General features: G+C 68.2%; 24 protein-coding genes, 2 tRNA genes and 1 pseudogene. 12 read left to right on the forward strand and 15 right to left on the reverse strand.

Annotated features, from left to right (window positions below; all coding sequences use genetic code 11):
• The first annotated feature begins 47 nt into the window (after positions 1–47).
• Positions 48–497, forward strand: a complete 450-nt coding sequence (mce, locus tag DL991_RS25725; protein ID WP_125786871.1) for a methylmalonyl-CoA epimerase — start codon at positions 48–50, stop codon at positions 495–497.
• Here the strand turns inward: mce and DL991_RS25730 are convergent.
• Positions 491–1,054, reverse strand: coding sequence for a TetR/AcrR family transcriptional regulator (locus DL991_RS25730; protein WP_125786872.1), 564 nt, complete (start codon positions 1,052–1,054; stop codon positions 491–493). The genes mce and DL991_RS25730 overlap by 7 nt on opposite strands.
• Positions 1,055–1,070: 16 nt before the next feature.
• Positions 1,071–1,439 (reverse strand): SPW repeat protein, encoded by a 369-nt coding sequence (locus tag DL991_RS25735; protein WP_125786873.1) that lies wholly within the window; start codon positions 1,437–1,439, stop codon positions 1,071–1,073.
• Positions 1,440–1,642: 203 nt separating this feature from the next.
• Between DL991_RS25735 and ccrA the strand changes: the two genes are divergently transcribed.
• From ccrA to DL991_RS25760, 5 genes are all read left to right on the forward strand, one after another.
• The gene (ccrA, locus tag DL991_RS25740; protein ID WP_125786874.1) at positions 1,643–2,983 is read left to right on the forward strand and encodes a crotonyl-CoA carboxylase/reductase; all 1,341 of its coding nucleotides are present in this window, start codon (positions 1,643–1,645) and stop codon (positions 2,981–2,983) included.
• A gap of 77 nt (positions 2,984–3,060) precedes the next feature.
• Positions 3,061–4,197: a chromosome segregation protein gene (locus DL991_RS25745; RefSeq protein WP_233598974.1), complete on the forward strand. Its 1,137-nt coding sequence runs from the start codon at positions 3,061–3,063 to the stop codon at positions 4,195–4,197.
• A 105-nt stretch (positions 4,198–4,302) separates the two neighbouring features.
• Positions 4,303–4,752, forward strand: a complete 450-nt coding sequence (locus tag DL991_RS25750) for a universal stress protein (RefSeq protein ID WP_125786875.1) — start codon at positions 4,303–4,305, stop codon at positions 4,750–4,752.
• A complete protein-coding gene (locus DL991_RS25755; RefSeq protein ID WP_125786876.1) occupies positions 4,752–5,897 on the forward strand; it encodes an adenylate/guanylate cyclase domain-containing protein in 1,146 nt (381 codons plus the stop codon). The genes DL991_RS25750 and DL991_RS25755 overlap by 1 nt, the downstream gene beginning before the upstream one ends.
• Before the next feature lie 161 nt (positions 5,898–6,058).
• A complete protein-coding gene (locus tag DL991_RS25760) occupies positions 6,059–6,466 on the forward strand; it encodes a hypothetical protein (RefSeq protein WP_125786877.1) in 408 nt (135 codons plus the stop codon).
• 101 nt (positions 6,467–6,567) lie between these two features.
• Here DL991_RS25760 and DL991_RS25765 read toward each other — a convergent pair whose 3' ends face one another.
• From DL991_RS25765 to DL991_RS25775, 3 genes are read right to left on the reverse strand one after another with little or no spacing between them, the layout of a single operon-like run.
• Positions 6,568–7,800 carry an aldehyde dehydrogenase family protein gene (locus DL991_RS25765; RefSeq protein WP_125786878.1) on the reverse strand — a complete coding sequence of 411 codons (1,233 nt, stop codon included), beginning with the start codon at positions 7,798–7,800 and terminating at the stop codon, positions 6,568–6,570.
• A gap of 52 nt (positions 7,801–7,852) precedes the next feature.
• On the reverse strand, positions 7,853–8,566 hold the full coding sequence (locus DL991_RS25770) for a M50 family metallopeptidase (RefSeq protein ID WP_125786879.1): 714 nt from the start codon (positions 8,564–8,566) through the stop codon (positions 7,853–7,855).
• A 35-nt stretch (positions 8,567–8,601) separates the two neighbouring features.
• The gene (locus DL991_RS25775) at positions 8,602–9,543 is read right to left on the reverse strand and encodes a DNA-3-methyladenine glycosylase (RefSeq protein WP_125786880.1); all 942 of its coding nucleotides are present in this window, start codon (positions 9,541–9,543) and stop codon (positions 8,602–8,604) included.
• Between the two features lie 141 nt (positions 9,544–9,684).
• Between DL991_RS25775 and DL991_RS25780 the strand changes: the two genes are divergently transcribed.
• The 3 genes from DL991_RS25780 to DL991_RS25790 all read left to right on the forward strand — a co-directional run bounded on the left by DL991_RS25780 (position 9,685) and on the right by DL991_RS25790 (position 12,827).
• On the forward strand, positions 9,685–10,455 hold the full coding sequence (locus tag DL991_RS25780) for a class I SAM-dependent methyltransferase (protein WP_125786881.1): 771 nt from the start codon (positions 9,685–9,687) through the stop codon (positions 10,453–10,455).
• The gene (locus DL991_RS25785) at positions 10,452–11,780 is read left to right on the forward strand and encodes a M20 family metallopeptidase (RefSeq protein WP_125786882.1); all 1,329 of its coding nucleotides are present in this window, start codon (positions 10,452–10,454) and stop codon (positions 11,778–11,780) included. The genes DL991_RS25780 and DL991_RS25785 overlap by 4 nt, the downstream gene beginning before the upstream one ends.
• 87 nt (positions 11,781–11,867) lie before the next feature.
• On the forward strand, positions 11,868–12,827 hold the full coding sequence (locus DL991_RS25790; protein ID WP_125786883.1) for a S1C family serine protease: 960 nt from the start codon (positions 11,868–11,870) through the stop codon (positions 12,825–12,827).
• An 84-nt stretch (positions 12,828–12,911) separates the two neighbouring features.
• Here DL991_RS25790 and DL991_RS25795 read toward each other — a convergent pair whose 3' ends face one another.
• Both DL991_RS25795 and DL991_RS25800 read right to left on the reverse strand, forming a co-directional pair.
• A complete protein-coding gene (locus tag DL991_RS25795; RefSeq protein ID WP_125786884.1) occupies positions 12,912–13,289 on the reverse strand; it encodes a DUF3224 domain-containing protein in 378 nt (125 codons plus the stop codon).
• Positions 13,290–13,336: 47 nt separating this feature from the next.
• The gene (locus tag DL991_RS25800; RefSeq protein ID WP_125786974.1) at positions 13,337–14,863 is read right to left on the reverse strand and encodes a helicase HerA-like domain-containing protein; all 1,527 of its coding nucleotides are present in this window, start codon (positions 14,861–14,863) and stop codon (positions 13,337–13,339) included.
• Positions 14,864–14,976: 113 nt separating this feature from the next.
• Here DL991_RS25800 and orn point away from each other — a divergent pair, with 113 nt between their 5' ends.
• Both orn and DL991_RS25810 read left to right on the forward strand, forming a co-directional pair.
• The gene (gene orn, locus DL991_RS25805; protein WP_125786885.1) at positions 14,977–15,585 is read left to right on the forward strand and encodes an oligoribonuclease; all 609 of its coding nucleotides are present in this window, start codon (positions 14,977–14,979) and stop codon (positions 15,583–15,585) included.
• Positions 15,586–15,663: 78 nt separating this feature from the next.
• Positions 15,664–15,739, forward strand: a tRNA-His gene (locus DL991_RS25810).
• Between the two features lie 85 nt (positions 15,740–15,824).
• On the opposite strand, the gene DL991_RS25815 is transcribed toward DL991_RS25810, so the two are convergent.
• Positions 15,825–16,058: a hypothetical protein gene (locus DL991_RS25815; protein WP_125786886.1), complete on the reverse strand. Its 234-nt coding sequence runs from the start codon at positions 16,056–16,058 to the stop codon at positions 15,825–15,827.
• Between the two features lie 257 nt (positions 16,059–16,315).
• Positions 16,316–17,536: an Ig-like domain-containing protein gene (locus DL991_RS25820; protein WP_199746383.1), complete on the reverse strand. Its 1,221-nt coding sequence runs from the start codon at positions 17,534–17,536 to the stop codon at positions 16,316–16,318.
• 194 nt (positions 17,537–17,730) lie between these two features.
• Here DL991_RS25820 and DL991_RS25825 point away from each other — a divergent pair.
• Positions 17,731–17,803 (forward strand) — tRNA-Lys (locus tag DL991_RS25825).
• A 242-nt stretch (positions 17,804–18,045) separates the two neighbouring features.
• Here DL991_RS25825 and xerC read toward each other — a convergent pair.
• From xerC to DL991_RS25845, 6 genes and pseudogenes are all read right to left on the reverse strand, one after another.
• Positions 18,046–18,750 (reverse strand): annotated as a pseudogene (gene xerC / locus DL991_RS44015) (tyrosine recombinase XerC); the annotation flags it as partial.
• Complete coding sequence (locus DL991_RS43000; protein WP_199754048.1) at positions 18,675–18,851, reverse strand: hypothetical protein; 177 nt, start codon at positions 18,849–18,851, stop codon at positions 18,675–18,677. The pseudogene xerC and the gene DL991_RS43000, both read right to left, overlap by 76 nt.
• 157 nt (positions 18,852–19,008) lie before the next feature.
• Positions 19,009–19,317, reverse strand: a complete 309-nt coding sequence (locus DL991_RS43005) for a hypothetical protein (protein WP_199754049.1) — start codon at positions 19,315–19,317, stop codon at positions 19,009–19,011.
• Positions 19,318–19,409: 92 nt separating this feature from the next.
• Positions 19,410–19,643 carry an AlpA family transcriptional regulator gene (locus DL991_RS25835; protein ID WP_233598977.1) on the reverse strand — a complete coding sequence of 78 codons (234 nt, stop codon included), beginning with the start codon at positions 19,641–19,643 and terminating at the stop codon, positions 19,410–19,412.
• Positions 19,640–20,374 (reverse strand): site-specific DNA-methyltransferase, encoded by a 735-nt coding sequence (locus tag DL991_RS25840; RefSeq protein ID WP_233598978.1) that lies wholly within the window; start codon positions 20,372–20,374, stop codon positions 19,640–19,642. The genes DL991_RS25835 and DL991_RS25840 overlap by 4 nt, the downstream gene beginning before the upstream one ends.
• Positions 20,375–20,510: 136 nt before the next feature.
• Positions 20,511–20,714 (reverse strand): DNA methyltransferase, encoded by a 204-nt coding sequence (locus tag DL991_RS25845; protein WP_125786888.1) that lies wholly within the window; start codon positions 20,712–20,714, stop codon positions 20,511–20,513.
• Positions 20,715–20,988 lie beyond the last annotated feature (274 nt).

Consider the following 20,988-nt stretch of genomic DNA (forward strand, 5'->3'; position numbering starts at 1 on the left):
AGGCGGCGCACGCCGGTCCGCCCGCCCGCGCACCTATCCTGCTCTGCATGAACCAGGCGCTGAAACCGTTCGTGACGGCCATCGACCACGTCGGCATCGCGGTACCCGACCTCGACGCCGCGATCGCCTTCCACGCCGAGCATTTCGGCCTGGAGGTCGCGCACGAGGAGGTCAACGAGGAGCAGGGCGTCCGCGAGGCGATGCTGCGCGTGCCGGGCGCCGCCGGGACCGAGACCGCGATCCAGCTCCTCGCGCCGCTGCGCGACGATTCCGCGATCGGCAAGTTCCTCGCGAAGAGCGGCCCCGGGCTGCAGCAGCTGGCGTATCGAGTGTCCGATGTGGACGCCGCCGCGGCGGCACTGCGCGCGCAGGGACTCCGGCTGCTCTACGACGAGGCGAAGCGCGGCACTTCCGACAGCCGGGTGAACTTCGTCCACCCCAAGGACGCCGGCGGTGTGCTCGTCGAGTTGGTGGAGCCCGCGAAGGACGGTCACTGACCCCGCGTCAACGCTGAGGCGATGAAGAGGACCTCGCGGTCGATCTCCGCGGGGTCCTCGTCCTTGGTGTGCCGCGCTGTCGCGTGCCGGTGGCTGACCGCCCGCGCGAGCAGTCCGGACGCCGAATCGATGTCGGCCGCGGCGAGCTTGCCGCCGGTCGCGGCGACGATCACCGCCTTCACCTGGCGGACGAGTTGCTGGAACCGGTCGGCCAGCGCGTCGCGGACCGCGCGGTGCGTGTCGGCCTCGCGCCACAGCAGATGTGACAGCGCCAAGGAGCGGTTGAACCGCCTGTCGAGTTCGACGACGAGGCCGCGAAGGCTGCCCACGAGGTCGCCGGGGACCACCACGACGGCCGGTTCGATCCGGGCGTCCGGCAGTTCGGCGACCAGCGCGGCCAGCAGGTCCGACTTACGCCGGAAGTAGTAGTGCACCAGGCCTTTCGGCACGCCCGCCCGCTCCGCGATCCGCGAAGTGGGCGTGGCGTCGAAACCGGATTCGGCGAAGAGCGCCTCCGCTGCTCGCAGGATGCGCTGTTTCGCCGAATCCTCTTTCACGCCGTTTCCTCCCGGGTCAGTGCTGCCCTGCCATCTTGTGCGTCGCCTGGGCGATCGGCATCGCCGCCGCCCCGGCCACCACGGTCAGGACGCCGCCGATCCAAGCGGTCCAGGACGCGCCCATGAAGTCGGCGTACCCCATCACCCATGGCGAAATGAACAGCAGCGCGCCCAGGACGATCTGGACGCCTTCGCCGTAGACCATGCCAGGCATCGCAAGCGACGCGAGGCCGTCGAGGGCGATCAGTGCGCCGAGGATGACGAGCGACCACATGGCGGTGTTGTCCGTGGTCATCCAGAGGGGTGAAAGAGCCACCACGACACCGATGACCACCTCCGCCCAGTCATGGGGACGGGTCCAAGGGCGCGTCGTGGGTTCGTTCATGCGTGCTCACCTCCGAAAATCGGCTGAACCTGCAGGTCGGAGAGGTCTCCACGGTTCATCGTCCGCTTGGTTGGCCAGCCGGTCAAGACCGTCCGATAACACTTCGGGATGTGTACGTGCTCCACGTCTCGTACAGTTGTGGACCCGGTTACCGGTGAGTAATTTGTTGCGCCTACGCCGTCCCCCCAATCGCGGAGGTTTCGATGACGCAGATCGGCGAGATCCAGCAGGCCATTCTCAACGATGACCTCGGCGCCGTGGCGTCGCTCGACGTGCCGGAGTCCTATCGCGGGGTGACCGTGCGCAAGGACGAGGCAGCCATGTTCGAAGGCCTCGAAAGCCGGGACAAGGACCCCCGCAAGTCGCTGCACGTGGACGAGGTCCCGACGCCGGAGCTCGGCCCTGGCGAGGCGCTGGTCGCGGTCATGGCGAGCGCGATCAACTACAACACCGTCTGGACCTCGATTTTCGAACCGGTCTCGACCTTCAAGTTCCTGGAGCGCTACGGGCGGCTTTCGCCGCTGTCGAAGCGTCACGACCTGCCCTATCACGTGGTCGGCTCGGACCTGTCCGGCGTCGTGCTGCGCACCGGCCCGGGCGTGCACAACTGGAAGCCGGGCGACGAGGTCGTCGCGCACTGCCTCAACGTCGAACTCGAGGGCCCGGACGGGCACAACGACACGATGCTCGACACCGAGCAGCGGATCTGGGGTTTCGAGACGAACTTCGGCGGGCTCGCCGAGATCGCGCTCGTGAAGGCGAATCAGCTGATGCCGAAGCCGGGCCACCTCACCTGGGAGGAGGCCGCCTCCCCTGGCCTGGTGAACTCCACCGCCTACCGCCAGCTCGTGTCGCGCAACGGCGCCGACATGAAGCAGGGCGACGTCGTGCTGATCTGGGGCGCTTCGGGTGGCCTCGGTTCCTACGCGACGCAGTACGCGCTCAACGGCGGCGCGATCCCGGTGTGTGTGGTCTCCAGCCCCGAAAAGGCGGAGATCTGCCGGAAGCTCGGCGCGGAGCTGATCATCGACCGCAACGCAGAGGGCTACCGGTTCTGGAAGGACGAGCACAACCAGGACCCGAAGGAGTGGCAGCGGTTCGGCAAGAAGATCCGCGAGCTGACCGGCGGCGAGGACCCGGACATCGTCTTCGAGCACCCGGGCCGTGAGACCTTCGGCGCGTCGGTCTACGCCGCGCGCAAGGGCGGCACGATCGTCACGTGCGCGTCGACTTCCGGCTACATGCACCAGTTCGACAACCGCTACCTGTGGATGAACCTCAAGCGGATCATCGGCAGCCACTTCGCGAACTACCGCGAATCGTGGGAGGCGAACCGGCTGATCGCGAAAGGTCTGATCCACCCGACGCTGTCGAAGACCTACACGCTCGAAGACACCGGGCAGGCCGCGCTGGACGTCCACCGCAACGCGCATCAGGGCAAGGTCGGCGTGCTCGCCCTTGCGCCGGAAGAAGGTCTGGGCGTCCGGAACCACGAGCTGCGCGAAAAGCACATCGACGGGATCAACGCGTTCCGGAACGTTTAGCGCGCCAGAACGCGCTTTCGCCGCGCGTTGCGTGGGTGCTCACCCTTCCGTGACTCCAGCTCGACTACGGTAGAAGGATGAGCCTTGGCGAGGAACGGGAGCTAGTGCCGCTGGGAGCCGGCTTCGACGTGGCGAAGCGCGGTTACAGCCGTGCGCAGGTCGACGAACATCTCGAACGGCTGGACGCCGATCTGAAGATGCTCACCGCCGATCGCGATGCCGCCATCGGACAGGCGGGCGACCTGGCACGGCAGCTGGAGATCGCGCGCGGCGAGATCGCGGACCTGCGCGGGCAGGTCGACAGGCTCGCCCAGCCGCCGACGAGTGTCGAAGGCCTTTCCGAGCGCCTGCAGCGCATGTTGCGGCTCGCGCAGGACGAGGCCGCCGACACCAAGGCGCGCGCGGAGGCCGAAGCCGGGCACATCCGCGCGAAGGCGGAGACCGACGCGAGCGCCATGCGTGCCCGCTACGAGCAGCTGCTCAACGAGCTCGACCTCCGCCGCAAGGAGATGGAGGCCGAGCACCGCGGTGTGCTCGAGAAGGCCCGCGCCGAGGCGAAGGACATCATCGACAAGGCGAAGGCCGAGCGCGACAAGCTCGACGCCGAGTCGCAGCAGCGCCGCACGCAGGTCGAAGAGGACTTCGAGATCGCGATGGCGTCGCGCCGCACCGAGGCCATGCACGCGCTGGCCGAGCAGGAGGCCGCGAGCAAGGCCGAGGCCGCCCGCCGCGTCCGCGAGGCCACCGAGGACGCCGCCACCATCCGCGCGAAGGTGCTCGAAGAGGAGACGGCGGCCAAGGCCGACATCGAACGCCGTCAGCGGGAGTCCGTCGCCGACGCCAACAAGCGCAAGCAGGACTCGATCACCGAGGCCAACGCCCGGCTCGCCGAGGCGGCCGACGAGGCACGCCGCCGCGTCCGGCAGGCCACCGAGGAGTCCAACCGGCGGATCACCCAGGCCACCGAACGGGTGGAAGCGCTCCGCAAGGTGCGCTCCAGCCTGGCCGAGCAGGTCCGCACCGCGCGGACCGCGCTCGCCGAGGCGACGCACGTGCTCGGCGACGAACCGCATATCCCGGCGGAGCTCAAGGCGAAGCCGTCACCCGACGCGGAAGCCACCGTGCAGCTGCGGACGGCCGATGTGCCGAAGGCCACATCCGGCGCGAAGCCTTCACCACGACCTGCGGCAGCGCAGAAACCAACTGGCGAGTAACCTTTCCACCCGACCGCTCTCACGACGGCCTGCGAGCCACTCGCCGAGCGGTTATCGTCGCTGCTCGCACGCAGGTGCGAGCCGTCAGATCGGTGGAGGTTGCGGATGGCTGCATATCGGACCGTGGTCGTGGGCACGGACGGATCGGATTCCTCGTTCGCCGCGGTCGACCGGGCGGCGAGCGTCGCCGGGGACTCCGGAGCGACCCTGGTCGTCGTGTGCGCCTACTACCCCGCCAACAAGGGCGACGTGGAGAAGGCGCAGGACGTCCTCGGTGACGAGGCGTACCAGGTGGTGGGCTCGGCACCGGCCGAGGACACCCTCCTGTCCGCCCGTGACCGGGCCGCGAAGGCCGGCGCGAAGAACATCGAGACCGCCGCTGTCGTCGGCGACCCGGTCGACGCGCTGCGCAAGGTCGTCGCCGAGCGCTCCGCCGACCTGCTGGTGGTCGGCAACCGCGGGCTGAACACCCTCGCGGGCCGCATCCTGGGCTCCGTGCCGTCCGAAGTCGCGCGAAAGTCCGGGGTGGACGTGCTCATCGTCCACACCACCTGATGCCCGAACCCGGCGAGATCCCGGCCGACGCGCTGCAACAGCGCCTCGAACGGATCCTGCTCGGCGGAAAGCGCAAGTACACCCGGCTCGAAGTCGCCGAGAAGGCAGGCGTTCCCGAGGAACGCTCTCGGCGACTTTGGCGTGCGCTGGGCTTCGCGACCGTCGATGACGACGAGGTCGTCTTCACCGACGCCGACATCGAAGCGATCCGCACCGCGGATCAGCTGATGAACTCGGGGCTGATCGACCCGAGCATCGAACTGGCCGTGACCCGCGCGCTCGGCCAGCACCTTTCGCGGCTCGCGGAATGGCAGGTCCACATGCTGTGGACGATGATCACCGAGAACAAGGAGATCGGCAGCAGCGAACGGCAGATCGGGCGGCTCGTCGAACGGCTGCTGCCCGAACTGGAGAAGATCCAGGAGTTCGTCTGGCGCCGCCACCTCGCGGCCTACGCCGGCCGGGCGATGGCCCTTCCCGACGAGGACCTCGAAACGAGGACCGAGGTGGTCGGGTTCGTCGACATGGTCGGCTACACCCGGCTGACCAGGCAGGTCGACGAAGAGCGGCTGACCGACATCCTCGACCGGTTCGAATCCGTCGCCACCGAGGTGGTCGCCGACCACCACGGGCGGATCGTGAAGATGATCGGCGACGAGGTCCTGTTCGTCGCCGATTCCGCCGTCGACGGCGCCGAGATCGCCCTCGCCCTGTCCGAACGCGCCGACGCCGACGAGACCCTGCCCGCCGTCCGCGCTGGACTCGCGTCGGGCCGGATCCTCAGCCGGTTCGGCGACGTCTACGGCTCGGTCGTGAACCTCGCCGCCCGCCTCACCTCGACCGCGCGGCCGGGCACCATCCTGGTGGACAAGGAACTCGCCACGGAGCTGTCGGACTTCCCGGAATACGAGGTTCGCACGCGACGGCCGGTCTCGGTGCGGGGATACAACCGGCTGCGGCCTTCCTCCCTGCGCCGGGCGCGGGAACGGCCTTCGGGCATGTTCGCCTCTTCGCAGCAGCTTGCCGCGGAGATGCTGGGCCTGGCTGACGCCGCTCCTGCCGCCGCGCCCGCTCCGGAGGACGTCGACGACGCCACCGCGGAGTCGTTGCCGCCTCGTCCGCGGCCCAAGCGCCGGCGGCGCTGAGCTCCCGCCGGGGAGAGCAGGGGACCTTTGCTACCACTTCCGCTGTGTTAACGGGAACGTTGATCGACGCGAGTTAGGTGCGACGTATCGGCATCGCCCACCTGGCGGCTGAAATGGTGGTCACCCGTCGCGCGGTCTTTGTCGCGCTGGCTTCTCTCGTCGTGATCGCGGCCGTCGCGGTGACCCTCGTGCTGGCCACCAGCTCGAACAAGCAACCCGGAGCCGACGACAAAGAACCCGCGACCTTCACGCTCAAGGGGACCCTTTACGTCGCCCAATGCACCAGTTCGGGCTATGGCGACCTCCTTCCCGGCGCACAGGTGGAGGTGAAGGACCAGAGCGGTGAGGTGCTGGGCGTCGGAACCGTGCAGATCTCCGACGCCGTCGCCAACCGCAGGTCGGGAGAAGTCCTCGACCCGAACGCTGTTTGCACGAGGATGTTCTCGGTCGCGAACGTGCCGACGGGACGCAAGATGTACGGCGTTCACATCGGCAACAACAACCGTGGCGTGATCTGGAAGCCAGAGGCCGAAGCGAAGCAGGGATTCGAACTCAGCATCGGTTCTTGAGAGCGTCGCGCCCGACTGCCGCGAGTGAGCTACTCAGAGTGAGGGGTGTGTGGAAACAGGGACGCTCAATGTCCCTATTTCCACACACCCTCCGCGTCCGGTCAGGCGGGCAGCACGGCGTACTGCCGCACGTAGAGATCGGTGTAGGTGACCGGTCCGCGCGGGCCGGGGACCTTGTCCAGGTTGATGCCGGTCTCGGGGACGGCGAGGAGCTTGAAGCCGTCGAGCAGCCGGGTGGGAGCGTTCCAGAAGACGCCGGTGCCGGTGTACGCGTCGAAGAACGCGTCGGCGGCTTCGCTGCTTTCGGTGGCGATGCCGGCGGCCAGACCCGAAGTGCGCTCGTTGGCGATCTCCGCCGCTTCGGGCAGGCCCGAGACCTTCGCGACGGTGACAGTGGCTTCGCGGTCGGAGTCGAGCGCCCATTCGTAGCCGATGGCGTGCTCGTGCGGAGCGAGCGACGGGGTCACGCCGCGTTCGGCCAGCGCGCCGGAGATGCCGGGCCAGACGCGGTCGTGGGCGTCTTCGTGGATCAGCAGCAGGTTCAGCCGGTTGCAGACGCCGAGCCGGTCGAGGCTGTTGAAGACCAGGTCGCGCACCTTATCGGTGTCGGCGGCCTCGTCGACGTACAGCACGCCGCCTCCGTCGGCGTGGGCCAGCGTGCGGACGCCGTGGACGGCCGCCTCGGTGGCCAGCGCCCTGGTGCTGTCACCGCTGCCGCGCAGGATGACCAGCGGCACGAGCGCCGGGAACCGGACCAGCGCGGAAGCCGCTTCGCGTTCGGCGCGCGGCACCAGCTGGATGACGTCCGGATCGATGCCTGCCTCGGCGAGCGCGGGGGCGATCACGGTCTCGCGCAGGCGCTGGGCCGAGCCGAGCGCGGCGGAACCCGTGCGGAGCACGCCGCCGTTGCGCGACTTCACCAGCTGCGAGGCGACGTCGACCGTGACGTTCGGCCGCGCCTCGTAGTTCGCGCCGATCACGCCGACCGGGCGGCGGCGTTCCACCAGCCGTAGCCCTCCGTCCAAAGTGGACACATCGACGGAGCGCTCCTGATGCGGCGCGCCCGCCAGGAGCCGGAGCTGTTCGGCCATGCCGGTCAGCCGCTCGGGGGTGATGGTGAGCCTGTCGAGCAGGCCCGCGCTCATCCCGTCCTCGCGCGCCTTGGCGATGTCGGCCTGGTTCGCTTCGAGCACGACATCGGCGTGCTCGACCAGCTTGTCGGCCATGGCGTTCAGCGCGGCGTCGATCGCCTCGGCGGAGGCGGCGGCCAGCGACGGTGCGGCCCGTTTCGCCGATCGAGCGCATTCCTCGACGGCCTTGGCGACCTCGTCCATCTGGTGACTCCTTCCGCGCGGAACGAGCCATCAGTCTGCCGTACCGCCCCGGTCAGGCGACGGTCGGCTCCAGCAGCCACAACCCGCCCGCGAAGAGACAGCTCACCGTCAGCACGACCATCACCAGCACCCACAGCACAGCGGGCATACCGGTGAGCCTGCCGAGCTGATCGGCGTCGGAATCCCTCGCGCCACCCCGGCGCCGCTTGATCTGCAGCTCGACCACCGGCCGGACGCCGCCGAACAGCAGGAACCAGGTCAGCAGGTAGACGAAGATCGCCTGGAACCACGAGGGCGCCACCAGTGCGACCAGCCCGAGCACCACCGAGCTGGCGACCACGGTGAACACGCCGTAGGTGTTGCGCACCATCACCAGCACGCCCAGCAGCATCAGCGCCATCACCACCAGCACGACGGTGATCAGGTCCGACGAGAGCAGCCCCGCGAACACCAGCCCGAGCACCGCGGCCGCCGGGTACCCGGCCAGCGCGGTGAACGCCATCCCCGGCCCCTCCGGTTTGCCACGGGAGACGGTGACACCGGAGGTGTCCGAGTGCAGCTTGATGCCCTGCAGCCGACGGCCGACCAGCACCGCCGCCACCGCGTGGCCCGCCTCGTGGACGAGCGTGATCAGGTTGCGGGCGATCCGCCAAGGCCTGCCCGAGAGCACCACGAGCAGGGCGAGACCACCGGTGACCAGGGTGATCGTGCCGGGCGGGGTGGACTGGGCGATGTCGGAAACCGTTTCGGCGGGAGACGCGCTCACCGCACCAGCTCACCACAAGCCGGATATGTCCTGTGTCAGGCGGTCATCGAACCCCCGATCCCCCGCGTGCGAAACTCCCGGTCGTTGCGCAGGGCGAAGGCCACCCAGCTGCGGAACGGCCGCCACACCGCGGACAGCTCCTCCAGCTCCTCGGGCGGCGCCATCGGCAGGTCGTACGCGGCCCGCATGGCCTCCTGCAACCGTGGCTCGCCCGCGGGGAAGACGTCCGGATGCCCGGCGCCCCGGATCAGGATCAGTTGCGCCGAGAACGGCCCGATCCCCGGCAATCGCTGCAACCAGCGCAGCGCGTCCGGGACCGGCATCGCACGCAGATACGCGGCGTCGAGGAGACCGTCCTTGGCGGCGTTGGCCACCGCGCGCAACCGCTCGGCCTTCACCTCCGGCAGACCACGTCCGGCCTCGGGCCCGGCCAGCACGTCCGGCGCCGGGAACGACCTGAGGATCTTCCCGCCGACGTCCACCGGCCTGCCGAACTCCTCGGCGAGCCGTCGTTTCACCGTGGCGGCCTGCGACATCCGCGCCCGGTGACTCAGGATCGCCCAGCAGGCCGCTTCGTAGGGCGAATGGAACAGCACGGGCCGCAGCCCGGGGAACGTCTGCTGCAGGCGGCGCACCACGGGATCCGCGGCGCCGATCTTGGCGAAGCCGACGCCGTCGACGTCCACCGAAAGGATCCGGCGTACCTGGGCGCCGACCTCGACGGCGAGCCCTTCCTCGGCGAAGACCTCCACCTCGATCGAGCCGGGCGATCTCTGTCTGACGGCCGCACCGGCGTGCTCCCAGCCCGCTTCGGCGGGAAAGGCGAAGCGCAGGGTGCCGGGTTCGGCGGCGGCGTCCGCACGGCACGCGGGCGGGAAGTCGGTCAGGAACCGGATGGACTTGTCGAGGTCGAACGGGCCGCGCACCGGGATGCGAAGCGTGGTCGTGGGGGTGTGCTGCAGGATCGAGCCGGTCATTTCGGGCTCCTTCGGCTGGGGAATGGCGACTCCCTCCGACGTTAGAGATGGCCACCGACAGTTTCGGGTCGCGGCGGCGGGAATGTCGCGAACGGGCCGGTCATGGCAGATTCTCCGGTGAAGACCGTGAAGGGAGCAGCCATGCCGGACCATCGCGAACGTCTCGAAAGCCTGCTGCGGCCGGGCACCACGCCCACCGCCACTCCGAAGGATTTCCTTGACCTGCTGGGAGAAATCCCGCAGGCGGGGCCGCCGACCGGACTCGCGCAGCGGCTGATGCGCACCTCCGCCGTGCCGATGATCTACGAGCGGTACTGGCGCCCGACGCTGGGCAGGGTCGCGAAAGGACTGAACGGCCCGACCATGGCGGACGAGGTCCGCATCGCGATCGAAGCGCTCGGCCTGCGTCCCGGCCAGGTCTCGCTGGACGTCGCGTGCGGCACCGGCCGGTTCACGCGTGCCTTCGGCGAAGCGGTGGGCCCGGACGGGCTGTCCATCGGACTCGACGGTTCGGTCACGATGCTGGAAAAGGCGCTCTCCACTCCGAATCCGCCGTCGGTGGCCTATCTTCGCGCCGACGCCGTCGACCTGCCGCTCGACGATTCCACTGTGGACGCCGTCTGCTGCTTCGCCGCGCTGCACATGTTCGCCGATCCGGACGCGGCTCTGGATTCGTTCGCCCGCGTGCTGAAACCCGGCGGTTCACTGGTGATGCTGACCAGTGCCCGGCACAGCGATCAGCCGATGCGGCTGGCGGACACCGTCCTCGGCAGACTGAGCGGGCAGCGGATGTTCGACCGCGGCGAGATCGCGGCGAAACTGTTCCGGCGCGGCTTCGACCACGTCGACGAGCGGTACTCCGGTGTCACGCAGATCGTCACGGCGGAGCGAGGAGTTAACATCCGGAAATGATCCGCTCTGAGCACGCTTCGCCGATTCCCCCCGACGACGGCTACCTCCGTTCGCTGGTCGAAGCGACCGCGGGCGCCGTCGCCGCGGCCGAACCCCTCGGCTCGCCCCACGACGGCGCGGACGCCGCCACGCGAGACGCCGTCAGCACCGAGATCCGCGCGCTGACGCCGGAACTGGTGGAGCTGAGTCAAGACCTGCACGCTCATCCCGAAGAGGGTTTCGCCGAGCACCGCTCGGTCCGGGCACTCGCGGACCTGCTCCAGCGGCACGGTCACGAGGTGACGATCGGCGCGGGCGGGCTGGACACCGCCTTGGTCGCGACCACCTCCGGCAGCGGTCCGCACATCGCCGTCCTCTCCGAGTACGACGCCCTTCCCGGGCTCGGCCACGGCTGCGGGCACAACGTCATCTGCACCGCTGGCGCGGGCGGCTTCCTCGGCGCGGCGGCGGTCGCCGAACGGCTGGGCGGCCGGGTCTCGCTGATCGGCACGCCGGCGGAGGAAGGCGGTGGCGGCAAGGAGACGATGGCCCGCGCGGGCGTTTTCGACGACGTCGACGCCGTGGTCATGCTGCATCCGTTCAGTCACGACATCGCCATGCACCCGTTCCTCGGCAGGCGACAGCTGGAAATGGTGTTCCACGGGGTCGGCGCGCACGCCTCGGCTCAGCCGTTCATGGGACGCAACGCGCTCGACGCCGCCGTCGCCGCCTATCAGGGCGTCGCGGCGCTTCGGCAGCACTTGCCCTCCAGCGACCGCGTCCACGGCGTCTTCACCGACGGTGGCGCGCGGCCGAACGTCGTCCCTGAACGAGCGGCGCTGCTGTTCTACCTCCGCTCCGCGCAGCCGGACACGCTGCGCGACCTCGCCGAGCGGGTTTCGGCGATCGCGCGCGGCGCGGCGGAGATGACCGGCTGTGGCGTCGAGCTGAAGTGGGACGACCAGCCCGCGTACCTGCCGATCCGGTTCAACACCACCCTCGCCGGACGCTGGTCGGTGCATCAGGTCGACGCCGGCCGCAAACCGCTGCCGCCGGGGATCGTGCCCGAATTCCTCACCGGCTCGACCGATCTCGGCAACCTCTCCTACCGGATGCCTGCGATCCACCCGATGATCGCCATCGCCGGACCGACGACCGCCTTGCACACCAAGGAGTTCGCGGCCGCGGCCGGTTCGCCGGACGGCGATCGCGCGGTCGTCGACGGCGCGCTGGGGCTGGCGCTGACCGCCGTCGACTACCTGGCCGACGCGAAACTCCGCGCCGCGGTGCACGAGGAGTTCGAGGCATCGGGCGGAGCGTTGGACGTCCCGGCGTTCTTCGACTGACCGCTGAGATCTCTCAGCTGATTCTTCTCAGGAAAGCCCTGGGGATTTCCACAGGCGGCTCACAAGTACGGGCGCGAATCTTGTTCCATGACCGAGAACGAGAGTCGGCCCGGCCCCGCCTCCACCGGTGGGCCCCAGCCGCCGCACCAGCAGCAGTACCCCGGCTACACCCCTTGGCAGGCCGCGCCGAATCCGCTCTTCACTCCGCAGCCTCCCCCGGCTCCGGCGCCTCGCAAGAAGGGCGGCCGGGTCGCCGTCCTCGTCACCGCGACGGCGCTCGCCGCCGCACTCTTCGGCGGGGTCGGTGGAGCGGCGATCGTGGGCCTCGGCTCCACGTCGTCGGCGTCGGGCACGGGTTCGTCCGCGGTCGCCAACGGGCAACTGGTCGGGAACAACACTTCGGGTGACGTCAGCGGCGTCGCCGCGAAGGTGACCCCGAGCGTCGTCCAGGTGAACGTGACCACCGCGCAGGGTGAGGCCGTCGGCTCCGGCGTCACCCTGACGGCGGACGGGCGCATCCTCACCAACGCCCACGTGGTCGCCGACGCCCAGGGCGACGTGACCGTGACGCTGTCGGACGGCAAGCAGTACAAGGCGAGCGTGGTCGGCGCCGACACGAAGGCCGATATCGCCGTGCTCCAGGCGAAGGACGCGAGCGGCCTGACGCCGGCTTCGCTCGGCGATTCGAGCAAGCTCTCCGTCGGCCAGCAGGTCGTCGCGATCGGCTCGCCCGGCGGGTTGCAGAACACCGTGACCACCGGGATCGTGAGCGCGCTGAACCGCAAGCTCGACGAGTTGAGCAGTGGCCAGGAGCGGCGCTCGCCCTACAGCAGGACCACGAACGAAGCCGGGCCGAGCTACACCGCGATCCAGACCGACGCCCCGATCAACCAGGGCAACTCGGGCGGGGCGCTGGTGGACGCGCAGGGGAACGTCATCGGCATCAACTCGGCGCTGTACAACCCGGCATCGACCGGCAGCATCGGCATCGGCTTCGCGATCCCCATCAACGACGCGAAGAAGATCGTCGATCAGATCGTCGGCTGACCCGGGCGTCTGGACCGCGTCAGGGGGCGGCCCAGACGGTGAGCGTGTGAAGGACTCCTTCGGGGAGGAGTCCTTCACACGCGTTCAGAGTTCGTAGGTGAGGGTGAACGTGTGGTTGCCCTCGTCGTCCTTGACGATCTCCGCCGTTCCGGTGAGGCCGGCCAGTTCACCGTGACCGGAGCCCGGCAGGACGATCAGGTGATGGCCGTTCTCCCCCGCCGAGTGATGCAGGACGAAGCCACCTTTACGCCCGTCGACGGTGACGGCCAGCCGCTCGAAGGCGACGTACGCCGACGACGTCCCGTTCACCGCCGTCAGCATCTCCACGGCGCTGGTCCCCTCGACGTCACCGGTGAACGTCTTGGTCAGCGACACCCGGGAGAACTCGGTGCTTTCGGGCTTATCGGTGGCTTGCGGCTCCCAGCCGTCCACAGTGAACGACGCTGTCGCGGTGTTGGTCATGCCGCCCAGCCTGCCGGACATACCTGACAGATCACGTCAGGTATTCCTCATCGCCTCCGGTTCCCGAACAAGCCGCGGGTGATCTCCCGCCCGAGCGCGCTCGCCGCCGAGCGGAAGAACGACTTCACCGCCGGATTCTTCATCGCCTGCTCGACCATGCCCGGGCCCTCCTTCTCCTGTTTCGGCGCTGGGATCGCTTCCACGGGAGCCTCACCGGCAGGCGGCACGGCCACCTTCGCGGCGAGCTTCTCGTAAGCCGACTCACGGTCGATCGTCTCGGCGTACTTCGCGTGCAGATCCGAAGACGTCGTCGCCGTGGCGATGGCCTCGGCCCCGATGGACCCCATCTTCGACCGCGGCGCGCGCAGCCGGGTCCACGCGACCGGCGTCGGCGCGCCCCGCTCGGAAAGCACGGTGACGATCGCTTCGCCGATACCGAGCGACGTCAACGCCGAGTCCAGTTCGTAGTGCTTCGTCTTCGGGTACGTCTTCACGGTCTTCGTCAGCGCCGCCTGGTCCTCGGGCGTGAACGCGCGCAACGCGTGCTGCACCCGCGCGCCCAGCTGGGACAGGACGTTGTTCGGGATGTCCGTCGGGAGCTGCGTGCAGAAGAACACGCCGACCCCCTTCGAGCGGATCAGCTTCACGGTCTGCTCGATGCGTTCCAGGAACGCCTTCGACGCGTCGTTGAACAACAGGTGCGCCTCGTCGAAGAAGAACACCAGCTTCGGCTTGTCGAGGTCGCCCTCTTCGGGCAACTCCTCGAACAGCTCGGCAAGCAGCCACATGAGGAACGTCGAGAACAGCGCGGGCTTCGCCTGGAGGTTGTCCAGCTCCAGCAAGGTCACCATCGCCTTGCCGTCGACCTCGCGCATCAGATCATGGACGTCCAGCTCGGGCTCGCCGAAGAAGTCCTCGCCGCCCTGAGCCTCCAGATTGGACAGCGACCGGAGGATCACCCCGGCCGTCGCGGCCGAGACGCCGCCGATGCCCTTGAGGTCCTCCTTGCCCTCGTCACTCGTGAGGTGCGTGATGACCGAGCGGAGGTCCTTCGTGTCCAGGAGCGCCAACCCGCGCTGATCGGCCCAGTGGAAGATCAGGCCGAGCGTCGACTCCTGGGTTTCGTTGAGCCCCAGCACCTTCGACAGCAGGATCGGGCCGAAACTCGTGATCGTCGCCCGGATCGGCGACCCCTTGCCGCCGGTGCCCAGCGACAGGAACTGAACGGGGAACGCCGCGGGCTCCCAGGAATCACCCAGTTCCTCCGCGCGTTTGGCGACCTTGTCGTTGCTCTCGCCCTGCGCGGCGAGCCCCGACAGGTCGCCCTTCACGTCCGCCAGCACCACCGGCACACCCGCGGCCGACAACTGTTCGGCGATCAGCTGCAAGGTCTTCGTCTTGCCGGTACCGGTCGCGCCGGCGACCAGCCCGTGCCGGTTCAGCGTCGCCAGCGGCAGCCGGACCGCGGCTCCGGCGTCGGCCTTGCCGTCGATCACGACGGCGCCGAGTTCGACCGCCGGACCCTCGCTGACGTACCCCTGCGCGATCTCCTGGGCTGGACCCTGTTCGGCCACTGTCGCTCCCCTGGTCTGTGACATGACTCACCTGAGGATGCACACGGTGCCAGCAACGCGCCGAACCCGCACGTCGCGCACCACGAATCCCCGGGTCGGGTTAGGGTTCCGGGGTGAACGACCGCCTAGTCTGGATCGACTGCGAGATGACGGGGCTCGACCTCGGCAAGGACGCGTTGATCGAAATAGCCGCGCTGGTGACCGATGCCGAGCTCAACGTCCTCGGCGAAGGCGTCGACATCGTCATCCACGCCGACGACGAAGCCCTCGACGGCATGCCGGAGGTCGTCCGCGAAATGCACGCCCGCTCCGGTCTCACCGAGGAGGTCCGGCGCTCCACGGTCACCATGGAAGAAGCCGAGCAGCGCGTCCTCGAGTACATCCGCGCACACGTGCCCGAGGCCAACGTCGCCCCGCTCGCCGGCAACTCCATCGCCACCGACCGCGGTTTCATCACCCGCGACATGCCCCTTCTCGACGCGCACCTGCACTACCGCATGGTCGACGTCTCCTCGGTGAAGGAACTCGTCCGGCGCTGGTACCCGCGGATCTACTACGCCAAGCCCGAGAAGGGCCTCGCGCACCGGGCGCTCGCCGACATCAAGGAATCCATCTGGGAGCTCGACTACTACCGTCGCGCCGCCTTCGTCCCGCAGCCCGGCCCGACCACCGAACAGGCCAAGGCCGCAGCCGCTGAAGTGCAGGAACGCCACCAACGGTAACCCGTTGCGAGCCCCGGAAACCGGCACGCTAATATAGTGCGGCCGAGGTGATGGGGAAGCTTCCCGAGCCCGGTGATGGTGGGCGTAGCTCAGCTGGTAGAGCACCTGGTTGTGGTCCAGGAGGTCGCGGGTTCGAAACCCGTCGCTCACCCCATCACCCCAGTTTGGCCGATTCTTCCGCCAGGCTGGGGTTTCGCTTTTTCTTGGGTTCGGTAACACGGCGTGGCCCTCACGCGAGTTCAGGAAGGAACTCGCGCGGAGGATGCCATGAGACGATGGCCGGTCTTGATGATCTCGGGACTTTTGGCGACGGCCGGAGCCTGCACGGCCACTCCACCGAACCAAGTACCCGCACCGTCGACGACGCCGGCCCTGGTCACGACCGTGACCGCGACACCGTTCACATCGGTGCCGCCGCCGGTGACCTTGACGGTGAGCCCGCCCAAGCCGACGAAGACGGCCACATCGGCCAAGAAGTCACCGTGGCGCTGCGAACCCGGCTACCCGAACTGCACGAAGGCCCAGTCTCAGAAGTACCTCGCCGACCTCGAGTACCAGAAGTGCCGACGCGATCCAGAGAAGATCTGGGACACCAGCACTCAGAAGTGCCGCTACAAGACCAGCGGAGAGACGCAATGGGAGCACTTCTACGGCACTCTGCCGCCCGGAACGCCATGAGGGGTCCTGTCAGGACTGATTCCGTCCTGACAGGACCCCTCATGACAACGGGTCAGTTCCGGTCGCCGCCGGTCTTCCAGTCGTCCCAGGACATCTGCCACACCGACCAGCCGTCGGTCGGCTCCAGCACCTGCGGGCCAGAGTTGGTGACGGTGATGATGTCACCCTTCTTCGAAGTTTCCATCAGCCACTGCGCGTTCTCGGTCGACAGGTTGATGCAGCCGTGGCTCACGTTCCGCTTGCCCTGTGAACCGACCGACCACGGCGCCGAGTGGTAGAAGATGCCGCTGTTCGACATCCGCACCGCGTATTTCACGAACGTCCGGTAGCCGGCCTTGCTGTCCGTCGGCACGCCGTAGGTGCTCGAGTCCATCGTGTACCCGGTGTGCTCGCTCATCACCGTGTAGGTCCCGGCCGGGGTGCTGCTCGACGGCTTGCCCATCGAGATCGGCATCTGCTTGACCTCTTGGTCGTTCACCACGACCTTCATCTGGTGGGTGCCGCCGTCCGCGGTCGCGACCAGCTTGTCGCCGACGACCACCTTGGCAGGCTTGTCCTCGCGGCCGAAGGTGTTGTTGCCGAGGTTCTTGCCGTAGATCGCCGCGTTGACCGAGATCTTCGTGCCCGCCTTGAAGTACTCCTTGGGCCGCCACATCACGGTCTTCTCGCCGAACCAGTGGAACGCGCCCTCGGCCTGCGGCTCGGTGACGATCTTCAGCGCCTTCTCGGCCGCCGCCTTGTCCGGCACGTTGGCGGTGAAGGTGAAGATCAACGGCAGCCCGACCCCGACGGTCTCGCCTTCGACCAGGTTGATCGAGACACCGATCTGACGGCCCGGCTTGGCCGTGGAGAACGTCGAGGTGGAGGTGACCGGCTTGCCGTCGGTCCCGGTCGCGGCCGCGGTGACGGTGTAGGTCTTGCCGTAGCCGAGCGGCTCCGCCGACTCCCAGCCCGAACCGTCTTCCTTCGGCTTGCCCGCGACGACCTTGCCGTCGGCGCCGGTCAGTTTGACCTCGCCCACCTTGCCGTCGGCGACGGTCACCATGACCGGCTCACCGGGCGCCACGTTCGCCGCGCCCTGCGCCGGCGTCAGCGTCACCACGGCGGGCTTCGGCTCCGGCGCGGGCGCTCCGCTCTGCTGCGAGCCGCCGGGAGCACCACCCTGAGACGGCGATTCACCCGACGGTGTACTGCTGCAGGCAGCCAGTGTGAACCCGGCCACCAAAGCCACCACAGCCACCCGCGACCGCCCCGTCGCTCCCCAGACCCTCATGCACACCGCCCGTTTCGCGTGGTACCAACCCCAACGTCTGGCTATAGTCTGCCTGACCGGCCGCAACGCCCGCGGCCGGATGGCCGAATACGTCCCGGCCCGTCGCAAGGGGACCCCCCTGAAACGGGCCCCAGCAACCCTGTGTTAATGTTTTCCACGTCGCCGAGGGGAACACCAAAGCGGCGGACAAGCAGGCGCCATTAGCTCAATTGGCAGAGCAGCTGGCTCTTAACCAGCGGGTTCGGGGTTCGAGTCCCTGATGGCGCACACTCAAGCCCCACGTTTTCGGATTCGATAACGTGGGGCTTTGTGCTATGCGGACGCATTTCTTCCACTTCCTTACTGTCCATTGTGGTCTCATCCGCGCCCGAGACGAGCCCGAGCTGTCGGGCGGGGTTCCTGGGGATGAGTTTGGCCGCGGCCTCGGCCGCTGCGAGTGCGATCTCCGGCAGAACCGTGGTGTACGTGTCCATGGTCACGGTGATCGAGGAGTGCCGGAGCATGGCCTGCACGACCTTCATATCGGCACCAGCGGCGAGGGCGAGCGTGGCAGCGCCGTGCCGAAGGTCGTGCAGACGGATGGGCGGCAACCCGGCTCGGCGAACGATCTCGTAGAACCGCTCGGTGACATCTGCTGGATGCAGAGGGCTCCCGTCCGGCTGAGTGAACAGCAAACCGCTGTCGACCCACGCGCTACCGAGACGAGCCTTGTCCGCGTCCTGGCACGCAATGTGCTGACGCAGGAGGAGGACGGTGTTCGCGTCGAGTGCGACGAGGCCTTCCGAGGAGTTGGTCTTCGGCGCTGACTGGCCGGTCTCCCACCCGTACTGCACGATCTGGTTCGCCACTTCCAACGTCGCCGCATCCAGATAGGTGTCCGCCCGGCGTTGTCCGCAGGCCTCCCCCCGCCGGAGTCCGACATGAGCGATCAGGTGGAAAAGCGGATACAGCGGGTCGTTCACCGCGGCGTCGAGAAACTGGCCGGTCTGCTCCGGTGTCCACACCATCACCGGCGACGGGGTCTCTCCCGTGAGCTGCCAGCGCAGCACGCGCTCTGCCGTCCACACCTTCGGCGTTGGCCGGTTCGCCGGAGGCAACTCGACCAGCGATGCCACGTTCACCGCCAGCAAGCCTTGTTTCACTGCGGGGTGAGTACCGCGCGCAGCGTCTCCCGGATTCGTCGGATCGACGTCGGCCCGACCGGACGTTGCCATTTCACCGCCGCGATCTTCAGCGGATCACCGCTGTTCCGGTACTCGGCGATGCGGTCGTTGTGCTCCACGATCGCGTCGAACATGCTCTCCAAGTGAGGCACGCCGAGCTTGTCTCTACGGATATGGCCGAGGTGCGGTCGCAGGTAGAGCCGGACATGCGACTCATACGACCGGTAGGTGTTGCGGCTTCGACTTTTCTTCTTCAAGGCGAGAAACGCCGTGAACACGTCGCCGGACGTCGTCCACCTCCGGCAACTTCTACTTCTTCGCGACCACGGTGGCGATCACGTCACCGATCTTCCGTCGCGTGTCCTCGTCGTCGTCCTCGGCGATCGCGAGCAGATCCCGGACATGGTCAAGTTCCTCTTGTGCCTTGGCCGCCGACTCGAAGCCACTTCGGCGGCGGGGACGCCGTGTGCCCTTGGTATCGGCGGGTAGCTCGATCCGCCAGCACCACTGGCCGTGACGGTGCTGGGTCAGCTTGGGACAATTGCTGCCCAGCTCGCGATTGTTGTTGTCCCGGCAGGAACAACGCTTGAAGACCGACCCCATCGGTATCTGTGCCACCGGTCGTCCTCCTTTCTGTTCGGTTGAATCAGCGGGTTCACACGATGCTCGCGCTGACCACGCCGCTCGGGGAAGCCCGAGAAGTGACGAATTCACCTGATGGATGGATCAACACCCAGCGCGCGCAGGAGCCCGGTGGTGGGTACGCGGTACTCACCACCGACGCGCAACAGCGGGCAGGGAAAGTCATCGTTGCGGGCCAGGCCGTAGGCCGTGGTCCGGCCGATCCCCAACGCACGTGCGGCAGTCATCAAATCGACAACAGCGGGCAGCGCCGCGACCTCGTCCAAGGTCAACGTCGTGAACCTTTCGGCATCCGGGTTCACGACTCCTCCAGGAAGCCGCCGAGCCGGCGCCGGGCCAGGGCATGGCACTCGGGAGCCAGATCAATCCCGATAAACGAGCAGCCCTGTGCGAGCGCGGCAATGCCGGTCGTTCCGCTGCCGGAGAAGGGATCGAGCACGACGCTGCCATCCGGGCATCCGAGCCGCACACAGCGGCGGGCGATCTCCACGGTTCCCGCCGCGCGATGCCCCGTGCGGCCGCGGTCCGCCGCGACCGTCCAGACGTCCGACTCAACTCCTGCGGCATCGACGCCGCGGAACCAGTGCTCATCGTCTCGGGCGAAGAGGAAGACCGACTCGTAGCGCTGGGACAGGCGGTCGCGGACGCTCTCCGGACGCCCGTTGGTCTTCGCCCACACCACCGCGTTCCGCAACACCCAGCCCCGGTCCTGCAAGGCGAACGCGACACGCCACGGGACCCCGATCAGATCCTTCGCGCGATACCTCGACTGGGGCGGCCGGTGCACTCCGTATGCCTGCGCCGAGCGGACTGACGCCGTCCGGGCAACGGACCCGCGGGCGACGTAGTTCCCCCACGAGCCACCGAAGCTGTCGCCGGGATTCAGCCATGCCGTCCCCACCGGTGTCAGCACCCGCCGGACTTCGTCGAAGACATCGGCGAGCCGCTCGACGTACTGTTCGATCGTGGGCTCCGCGCCGTGCTGACCGTTGACCCGGTAGTCGCGCAAACCCCAATACGGTGGAGACGTCACCACGCAATCCACCGACTCCGCGGGCATGGCGGCAAGGACTTCCCGAGCGTCCCCCAGGCACAGCCGAACACGATCCCGGTCCCATCAGCGAAGGCGGCAGGGCTGTGTCGCCCCTGACTGGTCGGATGCGGGTCCGTCATGCCGCGACCTCATCTTCACCGGCCGTCAGGCCGAGCCGGCGGAGGCCGATGTCGTGAAAATCCGGGTTGAGGTCGATACCGATGTAATTCCGTCCGAGCTTCCTCGCGGCCAGACCGGTGGTGGCGGCGCCACTGAACGGGTCGAGCACCACACCGCCGTCGGGGCATCCGGCGGCGATGCAACGCATGGGGGCGTACATGGCACACCGGACAGGGTTGCGAGCACCTCGAGGTCATGCATAATCGAACCTTTGTTCGATAGCTCCACGTCAGACTCCAGGCGGAGGTCCGCGGCGAACTCTCGATGTGGAAGGTCAGCACGACCGGCTACTGGTTCGGCTGGGTTCAGTTCATGATCAATGAGGGGCGCGGCGGCGCGAGGGCAGGTCAGTGGGTTCCGGGGTACGCGCTCCGACCGCGCGACGAGAGCCACTAGCGCCGAGGTCTGGGACGAAGAAGCCAGGAGGTGTGGGC

Origin of the sequence: Amycolatopsis sp. WAC 01375 (genome assembly GCF_003947325.1) — a bacterium.
Classification (GTDB): Bacteria; Actinomycetota; Actinomycetes; order Mycobacteriales; family Pseudonocardiaceae; genus Amycolatopsis.